The sequence below is a fragment of the Nocardia rosealba genome (assembly GCF_020216065.1).
In the GTDB taxonomy this organism is placed as follows: domain Bacteria; phylum Actinomycetota; class Actinomycetes; order Mycobacteriales; family Mycobacteriaceae; genus Nocardia; species Nocardia rosealba.
The window spans coordinates 103,556-118,767 of the sequence record NZ_JAIWNA010000002.1; the positions used below are offsets into that span (position 1 = coordinate 103,556).

The window sequence follows — 15,212 nt, forward strand, 5'->3', positions numbered from 1 at the left end:
GCACAGCCCTTTACGGTTTCTGCCGTTGTCAGGCCAGGGCGGCGGTGATCTTGGCAGCCATCGCGGTCACCGCGGGAGAGGGGTCCTTCTTGGTGTGGGTGGCGGCCTGGACGGCGACGAGGACGGTGTCGCGGAAATTCTCGGCCTCGGCGGGGTCGTGGGCGTCGAGCAGTTTCATCGCCCCGGTCAGAGCGGGCAGGACATGATCGGCGAACTCGGCGACAGTCTTACCCGGCAGGTGGATATCGCGCGACTTGGCCGAGAGCACATGCCCGACCAGCCCGGTCGCCGAGGTCAGCGCGGTGGTGCCCTGGGAGACGGACTTGTGCGGCGCGCCCGCAGCGGCGATGAGCGAGACAGCGCCGTACGCGGCGGTGCGCAGGGTGGCCTTGTCCTGGTCGGTCAGAGAAGCGGTGGTGATCATGTCGTGTCCCTCGTTTCGCTTGTGGCCCCGCCCTTTTCGGCGGGCCCGCTTTCTTCGATGAACACACTCTGTCGCCCGCCCCTGACACGAGCCTGACGCCCTCCTGACACCTCCGCTGATACGAGTCGGCCTGTCAACGAGGAGTTGTGGTTGGGGCGTCCGGTGCGGCCGGGCTGTCCGGCGACGGTTCGTTGCCGTAGAAGACCGGCAGCATGGCTTTGGCCAGTACCAGGGCCGAACCCTCGCCCGACGGCACTGTCGCGAGGTTTGTGGCGACGACGATCGTGAGGTCCGAGGCCGGGTCGTGTCCCATGAAGGTCATGTATCCGGGGATCTGACCGTCGTGGCCGAACAGATGCTTGCCGAATCGGACGATGCCGAGTCCGTAGCCGGCGACGTCGGGGGCGGCGGGGTCGATGGGTTGGATGCTGTCCATCCGGATTCGCTGCTGCTGCTCGTCGAGCATGTCGCCCTCGACGAGCGCCCGTACGTACGTCGCCATATCGCCGGCCGTCGCGATCGCGGCACCGGCGGTCCACGTCCACGACGGGCTCGCGTCGGTGGCGTTGCCGGGTTGCAGCGTGCCCGCGAGGGCGGCGGCCTGCTGCTCGGGTGGCAGGGCGAAGGTGTCGATGGTGGAGACATTGGTGCCGAACGCGTACCCCTGCGGGTGCGGGTCGGGGATCGAGGTGTCCGTCGCGGCGGGCATCGAGGTGTGCTTCAGGCCGAGCGGTTCGAAGATCCGCTTCTGGAAATTCTCGGCGGCCGACATCTGCGTGACTTTCTCGATGACGAGGCCGAGCAGGATCGTATTGGTATTGCTGTACTCGAATTTCTCCCCCGGCGCGAAATTCACCGGATGGGAGAAGGCGATCGCGAGCATCTCCTCGGGCGTCCACACCTTGTCCGGGTCGCTGTCGAGTGTGGCATTGAATTCCGGGTCGAAGGTGTAACTGTATAGCCCGCTGCGCATTTCGGAGAGCTGGGCGATGGTGATCTGGTCTCCGTTCGGCACGCCCGGCCGATATTTATCGATCGGGTCCTCGAGCGCGAGCTTTCCCTCCTGCACCAGCTGCAGGATGACCGTCGAGGTCATGGTTTTGGTGTTGCTGCCGATCCGGAAGTAGTCGTCCGCCGACAGGGGATCGTCGGCACCGATGACACGGGTGCCGAACGTCTCGGTCCAGTCGCCTTCCTTCGGCGATCTGACGACAACGACAGCGCCGGGAATGACATTGTCCTTCATGAGCTGGGTGATCATCGGCCGCAGGGTGGCCGCGTAGGCGGGTTCGGCCTGTGCACCGGCCGATGTGCCGGTGGTATCGCCGACGGAATCGGACGACGTTCCACAGGCCGTGGCGATGAACAAACTCACGGTCGCGACAAACACTGCGAAACTCGTCCGGTGACCCATGATTCTCCGATCAGCGTGTGCTCGGGAGGGGTGTTTCGCGCTGTGCAACCCAACTCTGCTCCGTGTGAACCGAGGAAGCAATCAAGACCCGGTAACAGTGGAATGGCGCGTGACCATCGCCGGACCGCGTATTCTCACCGTCGTGCCGACTGGCGGTAGCAAACAGGTTCGCGCGGCGCGTAAGCGCAAGAAACGGATGGGGCTCGTCGCCCACGACCTCACCGACGCGCAGTGGGATGCGCTCAAGGCGTCCTGGGGCGGTTGCGCCTACTGCGGCTCTGCGGTCGCGTCGCCGCAGAAGGACTGTGTGCGGGCGATCTCACGCGGTGGGCGCTACACGCTCGCCAATGTCGTACCCGCGTGTGCGTCGTGCAATGCCAGCAAATGCAATGCCGAGGTGACCGGCTGGCTGCGCCGCAAGAAGCTCGACGAACGGTCGTTCCTGGTACGCCACTACGAGATCTCGACCGGTCTCACCGCCCGGTTCCCCTGAGTCGAACCGCCACGCGCTTATCGAGGGGGCCCCGGGCGGCGAACGCCTCTCGGAAAAAGACTGTCCCACAACCTCGCCGGGGTGCGTTCGGGATCCATCAGTTCGCTTTCGGCCAGCGGGCTGTCCTCGTCGGCGACCGTTTCGGGCTCGAACCGGATCAGGGTCCGGCCTTCGCCGCGCAGCGCTTCGACGGTGCGAACGAGCGAGGACGTTTCGGCGAGGGTGGCGTCGAACTTGGCGGGGTCGGCGTCGAGGTGTTCGCAGAGGAGGCGGCGGCGGATGCCGAGAATGGTTTCGCGCAGAAGCTCACCGTCGGGGGTGGCGGGCGTGACCTCGACGGCGAGGTCGCACTCGGTGTCGAAACCCATCGACCGATTGTTGAGGTTCGACGACCCGACGCGAAGCAGGCGGTCGTCCACCACCAGCACCTTGGCATGGACATAGATGGGCGCACCGTCGGCGGTGACCGGGTAGTACACACCGAGCCGCTGCTCGGTGTCGGCTTTCCACAGCAGATGCAGCAGGCGTCGGCGGGCACCGTCCATGGCCAGTTGCTCGAGCCAGCCGTCGGCATGCCGGGGGAGGACCAACACGATCTCCGGACCGTTCGGTTCACGCAGGCGGGCGGCGATCGCCTCGGCGAGGGTGCGCGAAGCCAGGTACTGGCTCTCGATGTACAGCGAACGGGTCGCGCCCGCGATCGCCGCGAGATACAGCGCCTCGATCTCACGGACCTCGGCGCGGTCGGCGAGCTCGGGAAGGGTCCGGGCGATCCCCACGTCGACGGATCGCATCGTCGGCTCCAGCCCCTCCGGCCACGGGGTGTCCCCGGCGATCTCGTCCACCGGCCCCAGTTCCTGCCCGGTCGCCGCCTTCCACCTGGCTCTGGCCAGTTCGCCGATCGCCTTCGCGGCGGCGCCGTCCACGGCGGTGGTCGCGTCGTGCCACGGGCCGTAGCGGCGGCCGTTCGGCGCGGTTCGGTAGGCGTTGTCGTCGCGGTGGTCGCTGGTGTCCCAGCGGTCGACGGTCATGTCGATGCCGCCGCAGAACGCGAGCTGGTCATCGATCACGATGATCTTCTGATGGTGCGCCGAGCCGATCGGGTGCGCGCCGTCCATTTCGAAGTGCAGCCGCCGGTCGGTCAACCAGTTGGCGACGAAGATCGGTGTCATCCCCCTGCCGATCGCGGCGAACGCACCGACATTCCACTTCAGCAGATAGATGTCGAGGTCCGGCCGTTGTTTCGGCAGCCACGACAGGAATTTGCCCAGCCGGTCCGGCCCGTCAAGGGTCTTCTTCTGCGGTTCGAACTTGATCCGGGTGTCGAAGTCCCAGCCGATCAGCACGATGCGTTTGCGCGCCCGCAGCATCGCGGATTTGGCATAGCGGAAGTAGTCGGCCGCGTCGATGATGCAGGCCAGGCGGTCGGCTCGGGCGATCTGCCAGCAGGTCTCGCCGGGGGTGAGGATGTGCGGCACATCGTTCATCTGTGGTCAGCCCCCTCGTCCAGCACACGTTCGGCGTAAGTGAACGATACTTGCCGGACGACGGGGGCGGATGACGCGTCAGGACCGCCGATCCCCGGCCAGTATTTCGTCGATCTCGTCGAGACGGGTTTGGATGAGGGCCTTCTCTTCCCGCGCCTCGACGTATTCCTCACCGTCAGCGGCACTTCCGACGTGCTGGACGCGTTCGATCGACTCGCTCAACTTCGCTCGTCTGTCGATGAGCTCCGCGCGTTCTTCACGCAGGCGGGTGGAATCGGCGTCGGCCGACGTCATGGCAACCTCCTCAGGAGTTCGGCTTTGTCAGGTGTTCGGCGTTTGCTCGGGTTGGTCGGCCGTGGTCCGCGCCCGCTTGCGGTCCGGGTCGAGCCGGTCCGCGCGCTCCCGTTCCTTGTCCAGCTCGGCTCGTGAATCCGCGGCGTCGCTGTGGTGCACCTGGGCCTGCTGAGCGAGCTGTTCGGCCTGCGCGGCTTTGGCGTCCGCTTCGGCCTGCGCCGCGCGGCTCCTGGCGGCGAGCTCCTCCGCCCGCGCCTCCCGCTGCCCGACCTCGAGTTCCTGCCCCGCCACTCGTTCCCGGATCCCGGCCGCTTCGACCCGGTGGTGTTCACGACGCTTACGTAGGAATGCCGCGACGACGGTGGCCAGCACGGCGACTATCAGAACCGCGACGATGATTGTCACGATCCAACTGGTGGTGCTCATGGGTCTACTCCTCGCATCCCGCCCCTTTTGTCCTTACTGCACGGGACTACCCAGCCTGCGAAAGACAAACGACCGTCGGTGGCCTGGAAGGGGCGGGGCGGGCCGTTACCTCACGAAATCACGTACCCCTTCGTATACCTGCGCCGAGGACAGCAGGGGGAGATGGCCGAGGCAGGCCGTGCGGGTGTTGGTGGCGCCGTTGAGGATTGTGCTCTCATCCGGGTTGATGATCTCGTCGCACGGTGACCACCAGGTCCCGTAGTTCACCCGGCCCGGCGTTTCGTCGCCGCTGTTGAGGTCGGTGAGGAAGGTCGACCCGGCCCGCATCTCCACACAGGAGACGTCGTAACAGCTGTTGCTGGTGTCCGTGCCGTGGTTGGGTCCGCCGAGGGAGACCCAGTCGTCGACGAGGTCGAGGCCGCCCAGATTCCTCAGGTACCAGCGGCTGTTGAGGCCACCCATCGAGTGCGTGACGATGTCGACCTTCGCGGCGCCGGTCCGCGCCCGCAACGCGTCGGCCTGAGCCTTCACCTGCGCCGCGATGTCCTTGTTCGACTGGGTGCTGTCGTAGGTGAACCGTGCCAGCCGATCGGTGGAGTACCCGTCGTTCAGGAACCGTCCCCACATGTAGTCCCAGTTCGCGGCCGAACCCCGCCACCCGTGGACGAAGAGGATCGGATCTCGTGCGGGCGCGGCGGCGGCGGGTGGCGCTACCGCACAGAACGCGGCGGCGGTCGTGACAACAGCGATCGCGGCCACCCGAAGGCGGTGCGACAGGGACAAGGCGAACATCAATCGACTCCGATCTGCTCGTTGAGCGGCGAGCAGACAGAAGGTAGCGCCGCGAGGCATTCACCTCGAGCAGATTCCGAGAATTGGCACCAGCCCCCACAATTGGGGGCGATGCGCAGTTCGCCGGCGAGGCAGCGCTCAGATGACGCCGAGAGCCAGCATCGCGTCGGCGACCTGGATGAACCCACCGATATTGGCGCCTGCCTGATAGTTGCCCGGTACGCCGTATTCGTCGGCGGTGGCCAGGCAGCGATCGTGGATGCCGCGCATGATCTCGGCCAGGCGCTCCTCGGTGTGCTCGAAGCTCCACGAGTCGCGCGAGGCGTTCTGCTGCATCTCGAGCGCGCTGGTCGCGACGCCTCCCGCGTTGGCCGCCTTACCGGGCGCGAAGATCACCCCCGCCTCGTTGAACAACCGCACCGCCTCCGGCCTGCACGGCATATTGGCGCCCTCGGCGACGATCCGGCAGCCGTTCGCGATGAGTTTGCCCGCGGCGGTGCCGTCGAGTTCGTTCTGGGTCGCGCACGGCAGCGCGATATCGCAGGGCACCTCCCACAGCGAACCGCCCGCGACGAATTGCGCGGCACCACCACGTTTCTCGGCATAATCGTCGATCCGGCCGCGCTGGACTTCCTTGATCTCCTTGAGCAGCTCGAGATCGATGCCCTGCTCGTCGACGACGTAACCGCTGGAATCCGAGCAGGCAACCACGGTGCCGCCGAGCTGGTGGACCTTCTCGATCGCGTAGATCGCGACGTTGCCCGAACCCGACACCACGACTTTCTGGCCTTCCATGGATCGGCCTGCGGCGGAAAGGATTTCGTCGACGAAGAAGACCGCTCCGTAGCCGGTGGCTTCCCGGCGCACCTGCGAACCGCCCCAGGTCAGGCCCTTGCCGGTGAGTACCCCGGACTCGTAGCGGTTGGTGATGCGCTTGTACTGGCCGAACAGGTAGCCGATCTCCCGGCCGCCCACCCCGGTGTCGCCTGCCGGTACGTCGGTGTGTTCACCGAGATGCCGGTAGAGCTCGGTCATGAACGCCTGACAGAACCGCATCACCTCACCCTCCGAGCGGCCCTTCGGGTCGAAGTCCGAACCGCCCTTACCGCCACCGATCGGGAGTCCGGTCAGCGAGTTCTTGAAGATCTGCTCGAATCCCAGGAACTTCACGATGCCCAGATAGACCGAGGGATGGAAGCGGAGCCCGCCCTTGTACGGGCCGAGCGCGGAATTGAACTCCACCCGGAAGCCACGATTGATCTGCACGGTGCCGGAATCGTCGACCCACGGCACCCGGAAGATGATCTGCCGTTCGGGCTCGCACAAGCGTCGGATCACCGCGGCGTCCGCGTACTGCGGGTGTTTGGCGACGACGGGGCCGAGACTGTCGAGAACCTCGTGTACCGCCTGGTGGAACTCGGATTCCCCGGGATTGCGGCGCAATACCTCGTCGTAGATGCCGCTCAGCTTCGCGTCCAGGACAGCCACCCGTGGACTCCTTGTCGTCGTCGTTGCCACCATGGCCGGACGACATCCGCGTGCACCCGGCCTTGCTCACAGGCTAGCCGGGCCGGCGGTGAGGTCTGGATCGCGCGTACGCCTCGCGGCCGACGCTGGGTTCAACGGCGTCTGCGCGCACGGCTCCCGAAGAGGTTGCCCAGCGACTTCCGGCCGTCCGTGCGTGAACGCAGGGCGGCATCGGCGAGATCGGCGAGATCGTCGGCGAACGCTCGTGCCTCCGCGGTCACGTCGCGCCGGGCTCCGTCGGCGACGCGGCCGATTCCTCGCCCGCGAACGGTGGCGGCCGCCCGGGCTTCCTGGGCGAACTCGGTGACCGTGCGCAGTTCCTTGCGCACCTGCTCGCGCCACGCACTGACCGAATCTGTGTAACGAGACCCCATGGTCCGCCCTGCCTGTCATATTTTGAGTGAACAGTTGTGCACCGACATGCTCAGGGTATCCGGTAACGCCGGTACCGGCAACCGGTACGCCGGGCCGGCGCGGGAGGGTCTTGGCGGCCTTATGCGCTACGCATCGCGCGGTAGACCGCCGAGCCGACGAAGGCGCCGAGATCATCCGGGTTCCACTCGTCCGGATCGGTGAACAGGGTCCGGACCGCGCTTTCCGCCGCCGAGACCCACAACTCCACGAGCGCGGGGAGTTTGCGCTCGGCGTCATCGATTCCCCAGGCGTGCAAGGTCGGGCGCAGCAGCGCCGTGCAGCGTTCGACGGCCAGCCGCCGGCCGCGCCCGAAGGAACCGGCGACCGCGGGATCGGGATTGCCGTAGATCAGCCGCCAGGCGTCGGGCCGTTCGGATGCCTTGTGCAACAGGGCGCGGAACCCCTCCACGAAGACCGTCTCGTCGGCGTTGGTGGTGCGCGGCGGCAGTAGGTCGAGCACGCCGGAGATCAGGAAGGTCTCTTCGCGCTGGATCAGTGCGTCGATCAGTTCGACCCGATCCGGGAAGCAGGCGTAGACCACCGGGCGGGTCACCTTCATGTAATCGGCGACCGCGCCCATCGTGACCGCCGCGACGCCGTGGTCGGCGGCGATGGCCAGCGCCGCGTCGAGCACCTGGGGTCTGCGCCGCTCGGGGCCGAGATGCGCGGCCCGCCCTCGCCGCTGCACTGCCGTCTCGCTACCCATGCGCACACAATAGCAACCCGTCCACTGTTCCTACATGCCTGTATGAAAATGCTACAGTGCTGAATGAACCGTCCGATCGCGCCGGACGCCCGCAGGAGGAGCCGTGATGCCCCAAGATCTCTTCAACCCGAACACCGCCGACTTCGCGCAGTTCGACCCGGAGACGCGCAGGTTGCTGCGCGCGACGGTCGACTGGTTCGAGTCGCGGGGCAAGACCAGGCTGCTCGACGACGATCGCACTCGTGTCTGGCCGTCGGAGTTCCTCGAGTTCGTGAAGAAGGAGCGCTTGTTCGCGACCTTCCTCACTCCCGCCGCGGAGGCGGGCGGTGACCCGAACAAGCGCTGGGACACCTCGCGCAACGCCATGCTGAGCCAGATCTTCGGCTTCTACGGCATGACCTACTGGTACATCTGGCAGGTCACCATCCTGGGTCTCGGGCCGATCTGGCAGAGCGACAACACCGTGGCCAAACAGAAGGCGGCCGCCCAACTCGAGGCCGGTGAGATCTTCGCTTTCGGCTTGTCGGAGAAGGAACACGGCGCCGACGTGTACTCCACCGACATGATCGTCGACCCCCAGCCCGACGGTGGATACACCGCGACCGGCGGCAAGTACTACATCGGCAACGGCAACCTGGCCTCGATGGTCTCGGTATTCGGGCGTCGCTCGGACAAGCCGATCATCGACAGCGCGGCGGCGATGCGGGGTAAACCGACGCAGGAGGATTACGAGGGGTACCTCTTCTTCGTCGCGGACTCCCAGCACGAGGCATACAAGCTGCGCAAGAACGTCGTCAACAACCAGATCTATGTCGCCGCGTTCGAGCTCGAGAACTATCCCGTCGCCGAGGAGGACATCCTGCACCGCGGCGAGGATGCGTTCCACGCGGCGATGAACACGGTCAATGTCGGCAAGTTCAACCTCGGCTTCGGCGCGATCGGCGCCTGCGAGCACTCCTTCTACGAGGCGATCGACCACGCGGAGAACCGGATTCTGTTCGGGCACCGAGTCACCGAGTTCCCACAGGTCCGAGCCCTGATCACCGATTCCTACGCACGAATCGCCGCGATGAAGCTCTACAGTGCTCGCGCGGTCGACTACATGCGTTCGGCCGCACCGGAGGATCGGCGCTACCTGCTGTTCAACGCCATCGAGAAGATGTCGGTGACCCGCCAGGGGCAGCGCGTGATCGAAGACCTCGCCGATGTGATCGCCGCGCGCGGGTTCGAGAACGACATGTACTTCCCCGTCGCGATGACGGCCATGTTCGGGCTCCCGAGGCTGGAGGGCACCGTCCACGTCAACATGGCACTGTCGCTGAAGTTCATGGCCAACTACATGTTCCACCCGGCCGATGCCGGTCTGGCCGCGCTGCGATCGCTGCCCGGTGTCGCGGTGGCGCCCCAGGCGGCCACCCGCGCCGCGGCCGGTGCGCTGTCCTGGACGAGTCGCAAGCTCGCTCCGCGTCTCGGCTCGATCGTGAAACCGCTCGGCGCCGAATTGGCTTGCGCCGCTTACGAACCGGTACCGACTCGGCACGACACCGCCGACGACGAGTTCCTGTTCCGGCAGGGACCGAGCAGTGGCCTCGGCCGGATTCGCTTCGCCGATTGGCGTCCGGTCTTCGAGAGTTTCCGTGACGTGCCGAATGTCGCGGTGTTCCTCGAGCAGGTGCTCGCGCTGCAAGCACTGCTCGCCGTCGCCGCTCCGACGCCGTCACAGCAGCAGGACGTCGACTTCCTGTTCGCCTTCGGTGAGCTGTTCACCGCTGTGCCCTACGCGCAGTTGGTGCTGGAGCAGGCGGTGATCGAGGGCACCGACCCCGCGGTCATCGACCAGATCTTCGACGGCTTCGTTCGCGGCCTCTCCACGAACGCCCTCGCCTTGCACAACAAGCCGACCGCCACCGCCGTCCAGCAACGCCGGACCCTCGACCTGGTTCGCCGCCCCGCCTTCGACAAGGCTCGCTTCGAGCGTGTGCTCGCCAAGGCGCGCGGGCTGGCCGGAACCTACGAGATGAAGGCCTGACCCGGCGGGTCGGCTCGGCCTCACCGCCGTAGCAGGACCCGGACCTGGTCCCTGATCTGCTGCACGATGTCGCCGGTCGAGGTGGTGATGTTGCCGGTCGCCGCCATGCTGAGAAACATGATCGCGGAGACGATGTGGGCGAGGGCGGCGGCGTCGGTGGGGGTGATGCGCTGTTCACGCTGGAGTACGTCGGCAACCGCTGCTTCGGTCTGCAGTGTCAGTGCGAGCGCGTCGCGATGATGGGGTTCCGCGGAGTCGCCGAAGACCATCTCGCGCAGGTAGGTTCGTCCATTGTCGATTTGTGTACGGTTGCACTCGACGATGCTGTGGATGATCGCCATGATCGCGTCGAGGGTGTCGGGGAGGTTTTCGGCCGCCGCGACGCCGCGTGCGAGAGCCTCGGCGTAGCCGGCGTTCTGCACGAGCAGCAGGAGTTCGCCCTTGTTCTTGACGTAGAGGAACAGGGTGCCCGCGCCGATGTCGGCCTTGTCGGCGATCTCCTGGGTGGTGACCTCGTCGACACCGCGCTCGGCGAACAGCTCACGAGCGGCGGCCGTGATCCGCTCGAGCTTCTGCTGTTTGTTTCGCTCGCGCCTGCCGGCTTGGGGTGACACCTTCGGTCCTTCGTTGCTGGGTGAATCGACTCACGACGAGGCTATCGTGCCCATCCTGCGAGCGGCTCCGGCGCCACTCCATCGGGTGCTGGGGAAACTACCGAGCAAGGAATTCGGCTGCGGCGGTGGCGAACTCGTCGTGGAACTGGAAGATTCCGCCGTGCCCGGAGCCGGGGTAGATGATCAGCTCGCTGTCGGGGATGCGCCGGTGCAGGTCCTCGGACAGGACCGAGGGCACCATCCGGTCGTTGTCGCCGTTGGCGATCAGGGTCGGCTGGGTGATCGTGGCGAGGTTATCGGGGGAGGACAGCCCCCACTTCTTGATCGCCTTCAACTGCGTGCGCAGTGTCGGCACGCTGACGGGTTCATCGCGGTCGGTGGTGCGTTCCGCGAGCCGCTGGATGAACGCACGCCCGGCCGCCTTGCCGTCGGCGTCGCGGTTGAAGAACAGGAACTCTTTGGGATCGGCGCGGGTCGCGGTGGCACGCAGGATGTCGCGGTAGGTGACGCCTACGACCTTGTCGATGCCTTTGCCGCCCTTGGGTCCGGTGCCGGTGAGGACGAGTTTGCGCACCCGCGCGGGGTGTTTCATCACCAGGTCCTGGGCGACGAAACCCCCGAGCGAGAAGGCGAAGACGTCGATCTCGTCGAAGCCGAGCGCGGTGACGAAGGAGTAGGCGTCGTCGGCCATCGCCTCGACGCTGTCGGGCACCCGGCCGGAGGACGCCCCGACACCACGATTGTCGAAGGTGACGACGTGGTGCTGCCGAGCCAGCGGATCGATGATCCTGGGGTCCCAGTTGTCGAGGTTCGCCGCGAGATGGACGAAGAAGACAACGGGCACACCGCCTTTCGGCCCGAGCTCACGGTAGGCGTAGGTCACGCCGCCCGCGGTGACGGTGCGGGTCGGTGCGTCCTTGTAGGAGGTGATGACGTTCCCGTGCGTGCTCATGACGGTGGCCGCTTTCTGTTCGGTGATCCGGGTCAGGGCATGGTGATGACGGACTTGCCGCGAGTGCCCCGGTCTCGCAGGGACCGCAGCGCTTGCTCGGTGCGGTCGAAGTCGAAGACCCTGGTGACGACCGGGCGCAGGACGCCGTCGTCGACAAGGGCGGCGATGTGACGCAGCTGTGCCCCGTCGGCCCGCATGAAGAGGAACTCGTAATTCACGCCGAGCCGCGCGGCCCGGCGGCGGATTCCGCTGCTGAGTGCGGCGACGGCCAGGCGGAGTACGAGGTTCGCGCCCAGCCGGCGGGCGAACGCCGGGTCGGGTGGTCCGGCGATCCCGATCGCCGTGCCGCCGGGGCGCAGCACCCGCAGCGACTTCTCCAAATTCTGGCCGCCGAGGCTGTCGAGAACCAGGTCGTATCCGTTGACTACCTGTTCGAAGTCCTGCTCGCGGTAGTCGATCACCACGTCGGCGCCAAGCTCCCGCGCGAATTCGACATTGCCGGTGCTGACGGTGGTGGCGACCGTGGCGCCGAGGTGCTTGGCGAGCTGGATCGCGATCGACCCGACTCCACCCGCACCGGCATGGATGAGGACCCGTTGCCCCGGACCGAGATCACCGCGTTCCACCAGCGCTTGCCATGCGGTCAAGGCCACCAGCGGCAGCGAGGCGGCTTCCTCGAAGCCGACCGAGGACGGCTTGCGCGCCAGGTCGGTTTCGGCGACCGCGATGCGTTCGGCGAACGTACCGATCCGGTCCTTGTCGGGCCGGGCGAACACCTCGTCACCAGCCTTGAACTCCCGCACTTCGGGTCCGACGCCGATCACCGTTCCGGCGAGATCGTTGCCGAGGACCAGCGGCAGCTTGTACGGAAGGATCCGCTTGAACTCGCCCGCCCGGATCTTCTCGTCGAGGCTGTTGAGCCCGGCGGCGCGGATCTGGACCAGCACAGCGTGGTCGCCCATCACCGGCTCGGCGACGTCCGCCTCCCGCAGGGGCTCCTTGTACCGGTCGATCACGAATGCTCGCATGGTGCCCTTCCCTGCTTCTGAGTCCACTCAATAATGAGCGCACTCAGTAGTGAAGTCAAGGGACGCCGAAGTTACCCGTCCGGACGCGCTGTAATGCCAGTAGTGCCAGCCGACGAGATCCGACGACAATTCCGTCGATCTCCGTTCGCTTCGACTCGCCGTGTCTGCGAGTTCCTCCGTCCGGTTCCGGAATTTTCGGCGGCTTCTCAACGAAACGGCCGGTCGACGATTCTGCCGAGGCGATGGGTCGGGGCTTCGGCTTCGATCTCGGCGACGGTGCGTGGGCGGCGGGGTGTGCGTGCCGGCTTGCTGTCGGGGACCGCGGCCATTCGCATGGTCGGCGGGTCGGTGACGGGTGTCGTCCGCACCAGGTCGACCATCGCGTCCCGGTCGGGTCGGTCGTCGGCGAGGACCGGTTCGGACAGGCCGATCCTCTCCTGAATTCGCTTGGCCCACTTGGGCGCCCACCAGCAGTCGTCGCCGAGGAGCTTCATGATGGCGGGGACGAGCAGCATGCGCAGGATGGTCGCGTCGATGAACAGTGCCGCGATCATGCCGTAGGCGATGTACTGCATCATCACCAGATCGGAGAACGCGAACGCGCCGGTGACGACGAGCAGGATGAGCGCGGCCGCGGTGATGATGCGGCCCGTCTGTGCGGTGCCGGTGCGGATCGCTTCGGTGGTCGACGCGCCATGGGCGCGGGCCTCGACCATGCGCGAGAGCAGGAAGACCTCGTAATCGGTCGACAAGCCGTAGATCACCGCGATGATCAGCATGAGTACCGGTGCGCTGATCGGTTGTGGCGTGAAGTTCAGTACTCCGGCGCCATGACCGTCGATGAAGATCCAGGTCAGGATGCCGAGTGTGGAACCGAGCCCGAGGGCGTTCATCAGCGCCGCCTTGATCGGCAGTACCAGTGAACCGAAGGTTAGGAACATCAGCAGCGTGGTGACGAACAGGACCAGCGCGATCATCAGCGGCATCCGGTCGAGCAGGCTGTCGATGCTGTCGGCCATGATCGCGGGCTGCCCCGCGACATACATGTCCACCCCGTCCGGTACGTCGATGGCGCGCAGGTAGTCGATCGTCGGCTCGGCGTTGCCGGTCGGATCGACCAGGGTGGCCGAGGTGCGATACACCGCCGGATCGTTGGAGCCGGTGTTGCTCGGCACGCCGAACTGGCCGACGAGCCCGGGCGCCTGGATGGCCTGCTTCCAGACCGCGCCGATGGCGGTGGTGTCCTTGCCGACGAACACCAGCTGGATCGGGTCGGTCTTCTTCAGTGGGAACACCTCGTAGAAGTGCTCGAGGGCGAGCCGGGTGCTGTTGTCGGGCGGGAGGTACTTCTCGTTGATGCCGCCGAAGGCCAGGTTCCTGATCGGGATGATCAGCAACAGCAGCCCGACGACGACCGCCACGGCCACCTTCAAGGGGTGTCGCATCACCCAGCGGGGGAGCCTGCCCCAGAAGCCGTTCTCGATCTCCTCGGCGGACTTGGTCTTGCGGAAGCGTTTGATGCCGAGCATGTCCACCCGTGGTCCGAGCACGGCCAGCATCGCGGGCAGGATCGTCACCGCGGTCAGGGCGGCGAGCGACACCGTCGCGATGGTGCCGTAGGCGACCGAGCGGAGAAAGCCCTGGGGGAACAGCAGGATGCCGCCGAGGCTGGCGACGATCATCGTCGCCGAGGAGATGACGGTGCGTCCGGCGGTCATCACCGTGCGCCGGACTGCCGCGCGCGTGTCGTAACCGGCGGCCAGCTCTTCCCGGAACCGGCTGACGATGAACAAGGCGAAGTCGATGGCCAGGCCAAGGCCGATCATCGACACCACGGCGGAGACGAACGAGTTGACGTCGGTGAAGTTCGTGATCGCCATCACGATGCCGTTGGCGCCGAAGATGGTGAGCCCACCGATGATCAGCGGCAGCGCGGCGGCGACGACGCCACCGAAGATGAAGAACAGGAGCACCGCCACAGCGGGAATGGCCAGCAGTTCCATCCGGTGGACGTCGGTGGCGATGGTGTCGTTGAGGGTGCCGCCGATGGCCTGCAGTCCCGAGACCTCCACGTCCACACCGTCGATGTGGAAGGCGTCGCTCACCGCCCGGTAGCTACGCAGCAGGTCGGTGTCGTTGTCGCCGACGAGCGCGACCGAGGCGAACGCGTGCCGCTTGTCGGCCGACCCGAACACCGACGGCACCGCGGCCGCGTCGCCCACCCGCCAATAGGCGCCGTTGATCTTGTCGATCGCGTCGGGGTGCTCGGCCAATACCTTGCTCAGACCTGCGACAACCGTGCCGCTGAACTCCGGATCGTCGATCGTCTTACCGTCGGGAGCGTTGTAGAGCACGATGACGTCGGCGGTGTGGTCGCGGCCGAACGCCTCGTCGGCGATCCGCGAGCCCTGCGAGGATTCGGAGCCGGGGTCGTCCCAGCCGCTCGAGGTGAGGTGATCGGACAATCCGAGCCCGTACCCACCGAGCCCGAGCAGCGCGGCACCGACAACCGCGATGACGGCGAAACGAAATCGATGTACCAGCTCGCCCCAACGGTTGAACACGAACGACTCCTTTGTCTGGGGTGTCACCGACCTTCCCAGGCAAACCTG

General features: G+C 66.4%; 15 protein-coding genes. 2 read left to right on the top strand and 13 right to left on the bottom strand.

Annotation, left to right across the window (positions count from 1 at the left end; translation table 11 throughout):
* Window positions 1–28: 28 nt before the first annotated feature.
* Window positions 29–424, bottom strand: a complete 396-nt coding sequence (locus LDL21_RS07250) for a hypothetical protein (RefSeq protein WP_225279331.1) — start codon at window positions 422–424, stop codon at window positions 29–31.
* 133 nt (window positions 425–557) lie between these two features.
* The gene (locus tag LDL21_RS07255) at window positions 558–1,799 is read right to left on the bottom strand and encodes a serine hydrolase domain-containing protein (RefSeq protein WP_225279332.1); all 1,242 of its coding nucleotides are present in this window, start codon (window positions 1,797–1,799) and stop codon (window positions 558–560) included.
* A 181-nt stretch (window positions 1,800–1,980) separates the two neighbouring features.
* Between LDL21_RS07255 and LDL21_RS07260 the strand changes: the two genes are divergently transcribed.
* The gene (locus LDL21_RS07260; RefSeq protein WP_225279333.1) at window positions 1,981–2,331 is read left to right on the top strand and encodes an HNH endonuclease; all 351 of its coding nucleotides are present in this window, start codon (window positions 1,981–1,983) and stop codon (window positions 2,329–2,331) included.
* Window positions 2,332–2,348: 17 nt separating this feature from the next.
* On the opposite strand, the gene LDL21_RS07265 is transcribed toward LDL21_RS07260, so the two are convergent.
* The 7 genes from LDL21_RS07265 to LDL21_RS07295 form a co-directional block, all read right to left on the bottom strand.
* On the bottom strand, window positions 2,349–3,818 hold the full coding sequence (locus tag LDL21_RS07265; protein WP_225279334.1) for a phospholipase D-like domain-containing protein: 1,470 nt from the start codon (window positions 3,816–3,818) through the stop codon (window positions 2,349–2,351).
* Between the two features lie 78 nt (window positions 3,819–3,896).
* Entirely contained in the window at window positions 3,897–4,112 is a 216-nt protein-coding gene (locus LDL21_RS07270) for a hypothetical protein (RefSeq protein ID WP_181698245.1), read from the bottom strand.
* A 27-nt stretch (window positions 4,113–4,139) separates the two neighbouring features.
* Complete coding sequence (locus tag LDL21_RS07275) at window positions 4,140–4,538, bottom strand: hypothetical protein (protein ID WP_225279335.1); 399 nt, start codon at window positions 4,536–4,538, stop codon at window positions 4,140–4,142.
* Between the two features lie 105 nt (window positions 4,539–4,643).
* Window positions 4,644–5,330, bottom strand: a complete 687-nt coding sequence (locus tag LDL21_RS07280; RefSeq protein WP_225279336.1) for an esterase/lipase family protein — start codon at window positions 5,328–5,330, stop codon at window positions 4,644–4,646.
* A 138-nt stretch (window positions 5,331–5,468) separates the two neighbouring features.
* Complete coding sequence (gene gdhA, locus LDL21_RS07285; protein ID WP_255674476.1) at window positions 5,469–6,851, bottom strand: NADP-specific glutamate dehydrogenase; 1,383 nt, start codon at window positions 6,849–6,851, stop codon at window positions 5,469–5,471.
* Window positions 6,852–6,949: 98 nt separating this feature from the next.
* Window positions 6,950–7,231, bottom strand: a complete 282-nt coding sequence (locus tag LDL21_RS07290; RefSeq protein ID WP_181698249.1) for a hypothetical protein — start codon at window positions 7,229–7,231, stop codon at window positions 6,950–6,952.
* Window positions 7,232–7,350: 119 nt separating this feature from the next.
* Window positions 7,351–7,977, bottom strand: a complete 627-nt coding sequence (locus LDL21_RS07295; RefSeq protein WP_225279338.1) for a TetR/AcrR family transcriptional regulator — start codon at window positions 7,975–7,977, stop codon at window positions 7,351–7,353.
* A 106-nt stretch (window positions 7,978–8,083) separates the two neighbouring features.
* Between LDL21_RS07295 and LDL21_RS07300 the strand changes: the two genes are divergently transcribed.
* On the top strand, window positions 8,084–10,006 hold the full coding sequence (locus LDL21_RS07300; RefSeq protein WP_225279339.1) for an acyl-CoA dehydrogenase family protein: 1,923 nt from the start codon (window positions 8,084–8,086) through the stop codon (window positions 10,004–10,006).
* A gap of 20 nt (window positions 10,007–10,026) precedes the next feature.
* On the opposite strand, the gene LDL21_RS07305 is transcribed toward LDL21_RS07300, so the two are convergent.
* The 4 genes from LDL21_RS07305 to LDL21_RS07320 form a co-directional block, all read right to left on the bottom strand.
* Window positions 10,027–10,620 carry a TetR/AcrR family transcriptional regulator gene (locus LDL21_RS07305; protein WP_225279340.1) on the bottom strand — a complete coding sequence of 198 codons (594 nt, stop codon included), beginning with the start codon at window positions 10,618–10,620 and terminating at the stop codon, window positions 10,027–10,029.
* A 97-nt stretch (window positions 10,621–10,717) separates the two neighbouring features.
* Window positions 10,718–11,572: an alpha/beta fold hydrolase gene (locus LDL21_RS07310; protein WP_225279341.1), complete on the bottom strand. Its 855-nt coding sequence runs from the start codon at window positions 11,570–11,572 to the stop codon at window positions 10,718–10,720.
* Between the two features lie 32 nt (window positions 11,573–11,604).
* Complete coding sequence (locus LDL21_RS07315; RefSeq protein ID WP_225279342.1) at window positions 11,605–12,600, bottom strand: NADP-dependent oxidoreductase; 996 nt, start codon at window positions 12,598–12,600, stop codon at window positions 11,605–11,607.
* 206 nt (window positions 12,601–12,806) lie between these two features.
* A complete protein-coding gene (locus LDL21_RS07320; protein WP_372462152.1) occupies window positions 12,807–15,164 on the bottom strand; it encodes an MMPL family transporter in 2,358 nt (785 codons plus the stop codon).
* Window positions 15,165–15,212 lie beyond the last annotated feature (48 nt).

Bases quoted from the DNA above. Each gene is read 5' to 3' on its own strand.
- LDL21_RS07250 (WP_225279331.1), bottom strand. From the start codon at position 424: ATGATCACCACCGCTTCTCTGACCGACCAGGACAAGGCCACCCTGCGC.
- LDL21_RS07265 (WP_225279334.1), bottom strand. From the start codon at position 3,818: ATGAACGATGTGCCGCACATCCTCACCCCCGGCGAGACCTGCTGGCAG.
- LDL21_RS07270 (WP_181698245.1), bottom strand. From the start codon at position 4,112: ATGACGTCGGCCGACGCCGATTCCACCCGCCTGCGTGAAGAACGCGCG.
- LDL21_RS07275 (WP_225279335.1), bottom strand. From the start codon at position 4,538: ATGAGCACCACCAGTTGGATCGTGACAATCATCGTCGCGGTTCTGATA.
- LDL21_RS07280 (WP_225279336.1), bottom strand. From the start codon at position 5,330: ATGTTCGCCTTGTCCCTGTCGCACCGCCTTCGGGTGGCCGCGATCGCT.
- gdhA (WP_255674476.1), bottom strand. From the start codon at position 6,851: ATGGTGGCAACGACGACGACAAGGAGTCCACGGGTGGCTGTCCTGGAC.
- LDL21_RS07290 (WP_181698249.1), bottom strand. From the start codon at position 7,231: ATGGGGTCTCGTTACACAGATTCGGTCAGTGCGTGGCGCGAGCAGGTG.
- LDL21_RS07295 (WP_225279338.1), bottom strand. From the start codon at position 7,977: ATGGGTAGCGAGACGGCAGTGCAGCGGCGAGGGCGGGCCGCGCATCTC.
- LDL21_RS07300 (WP_225279339.1), top strand. From the start codon at position 8,084: ATGCCCCAAGATCTCTTCAACCCGAACACCGCCGACTTCGCGCAGTTC.
- LDL21_RS07310 (WP_225279341.1), bottom strand. From the start codon at position 11,572: ATGAGCACGCACGGGAACGTCATCACCTCCTACAAGGACGCACCGACC.
- LDL21_RS07315 (WP_225279342.1), bottom strand. From the start codon at position 12,600: ATGCGAGCATTCGTGATCGACCGGTACAAGGAGCCCCTGCGGGAGGCG.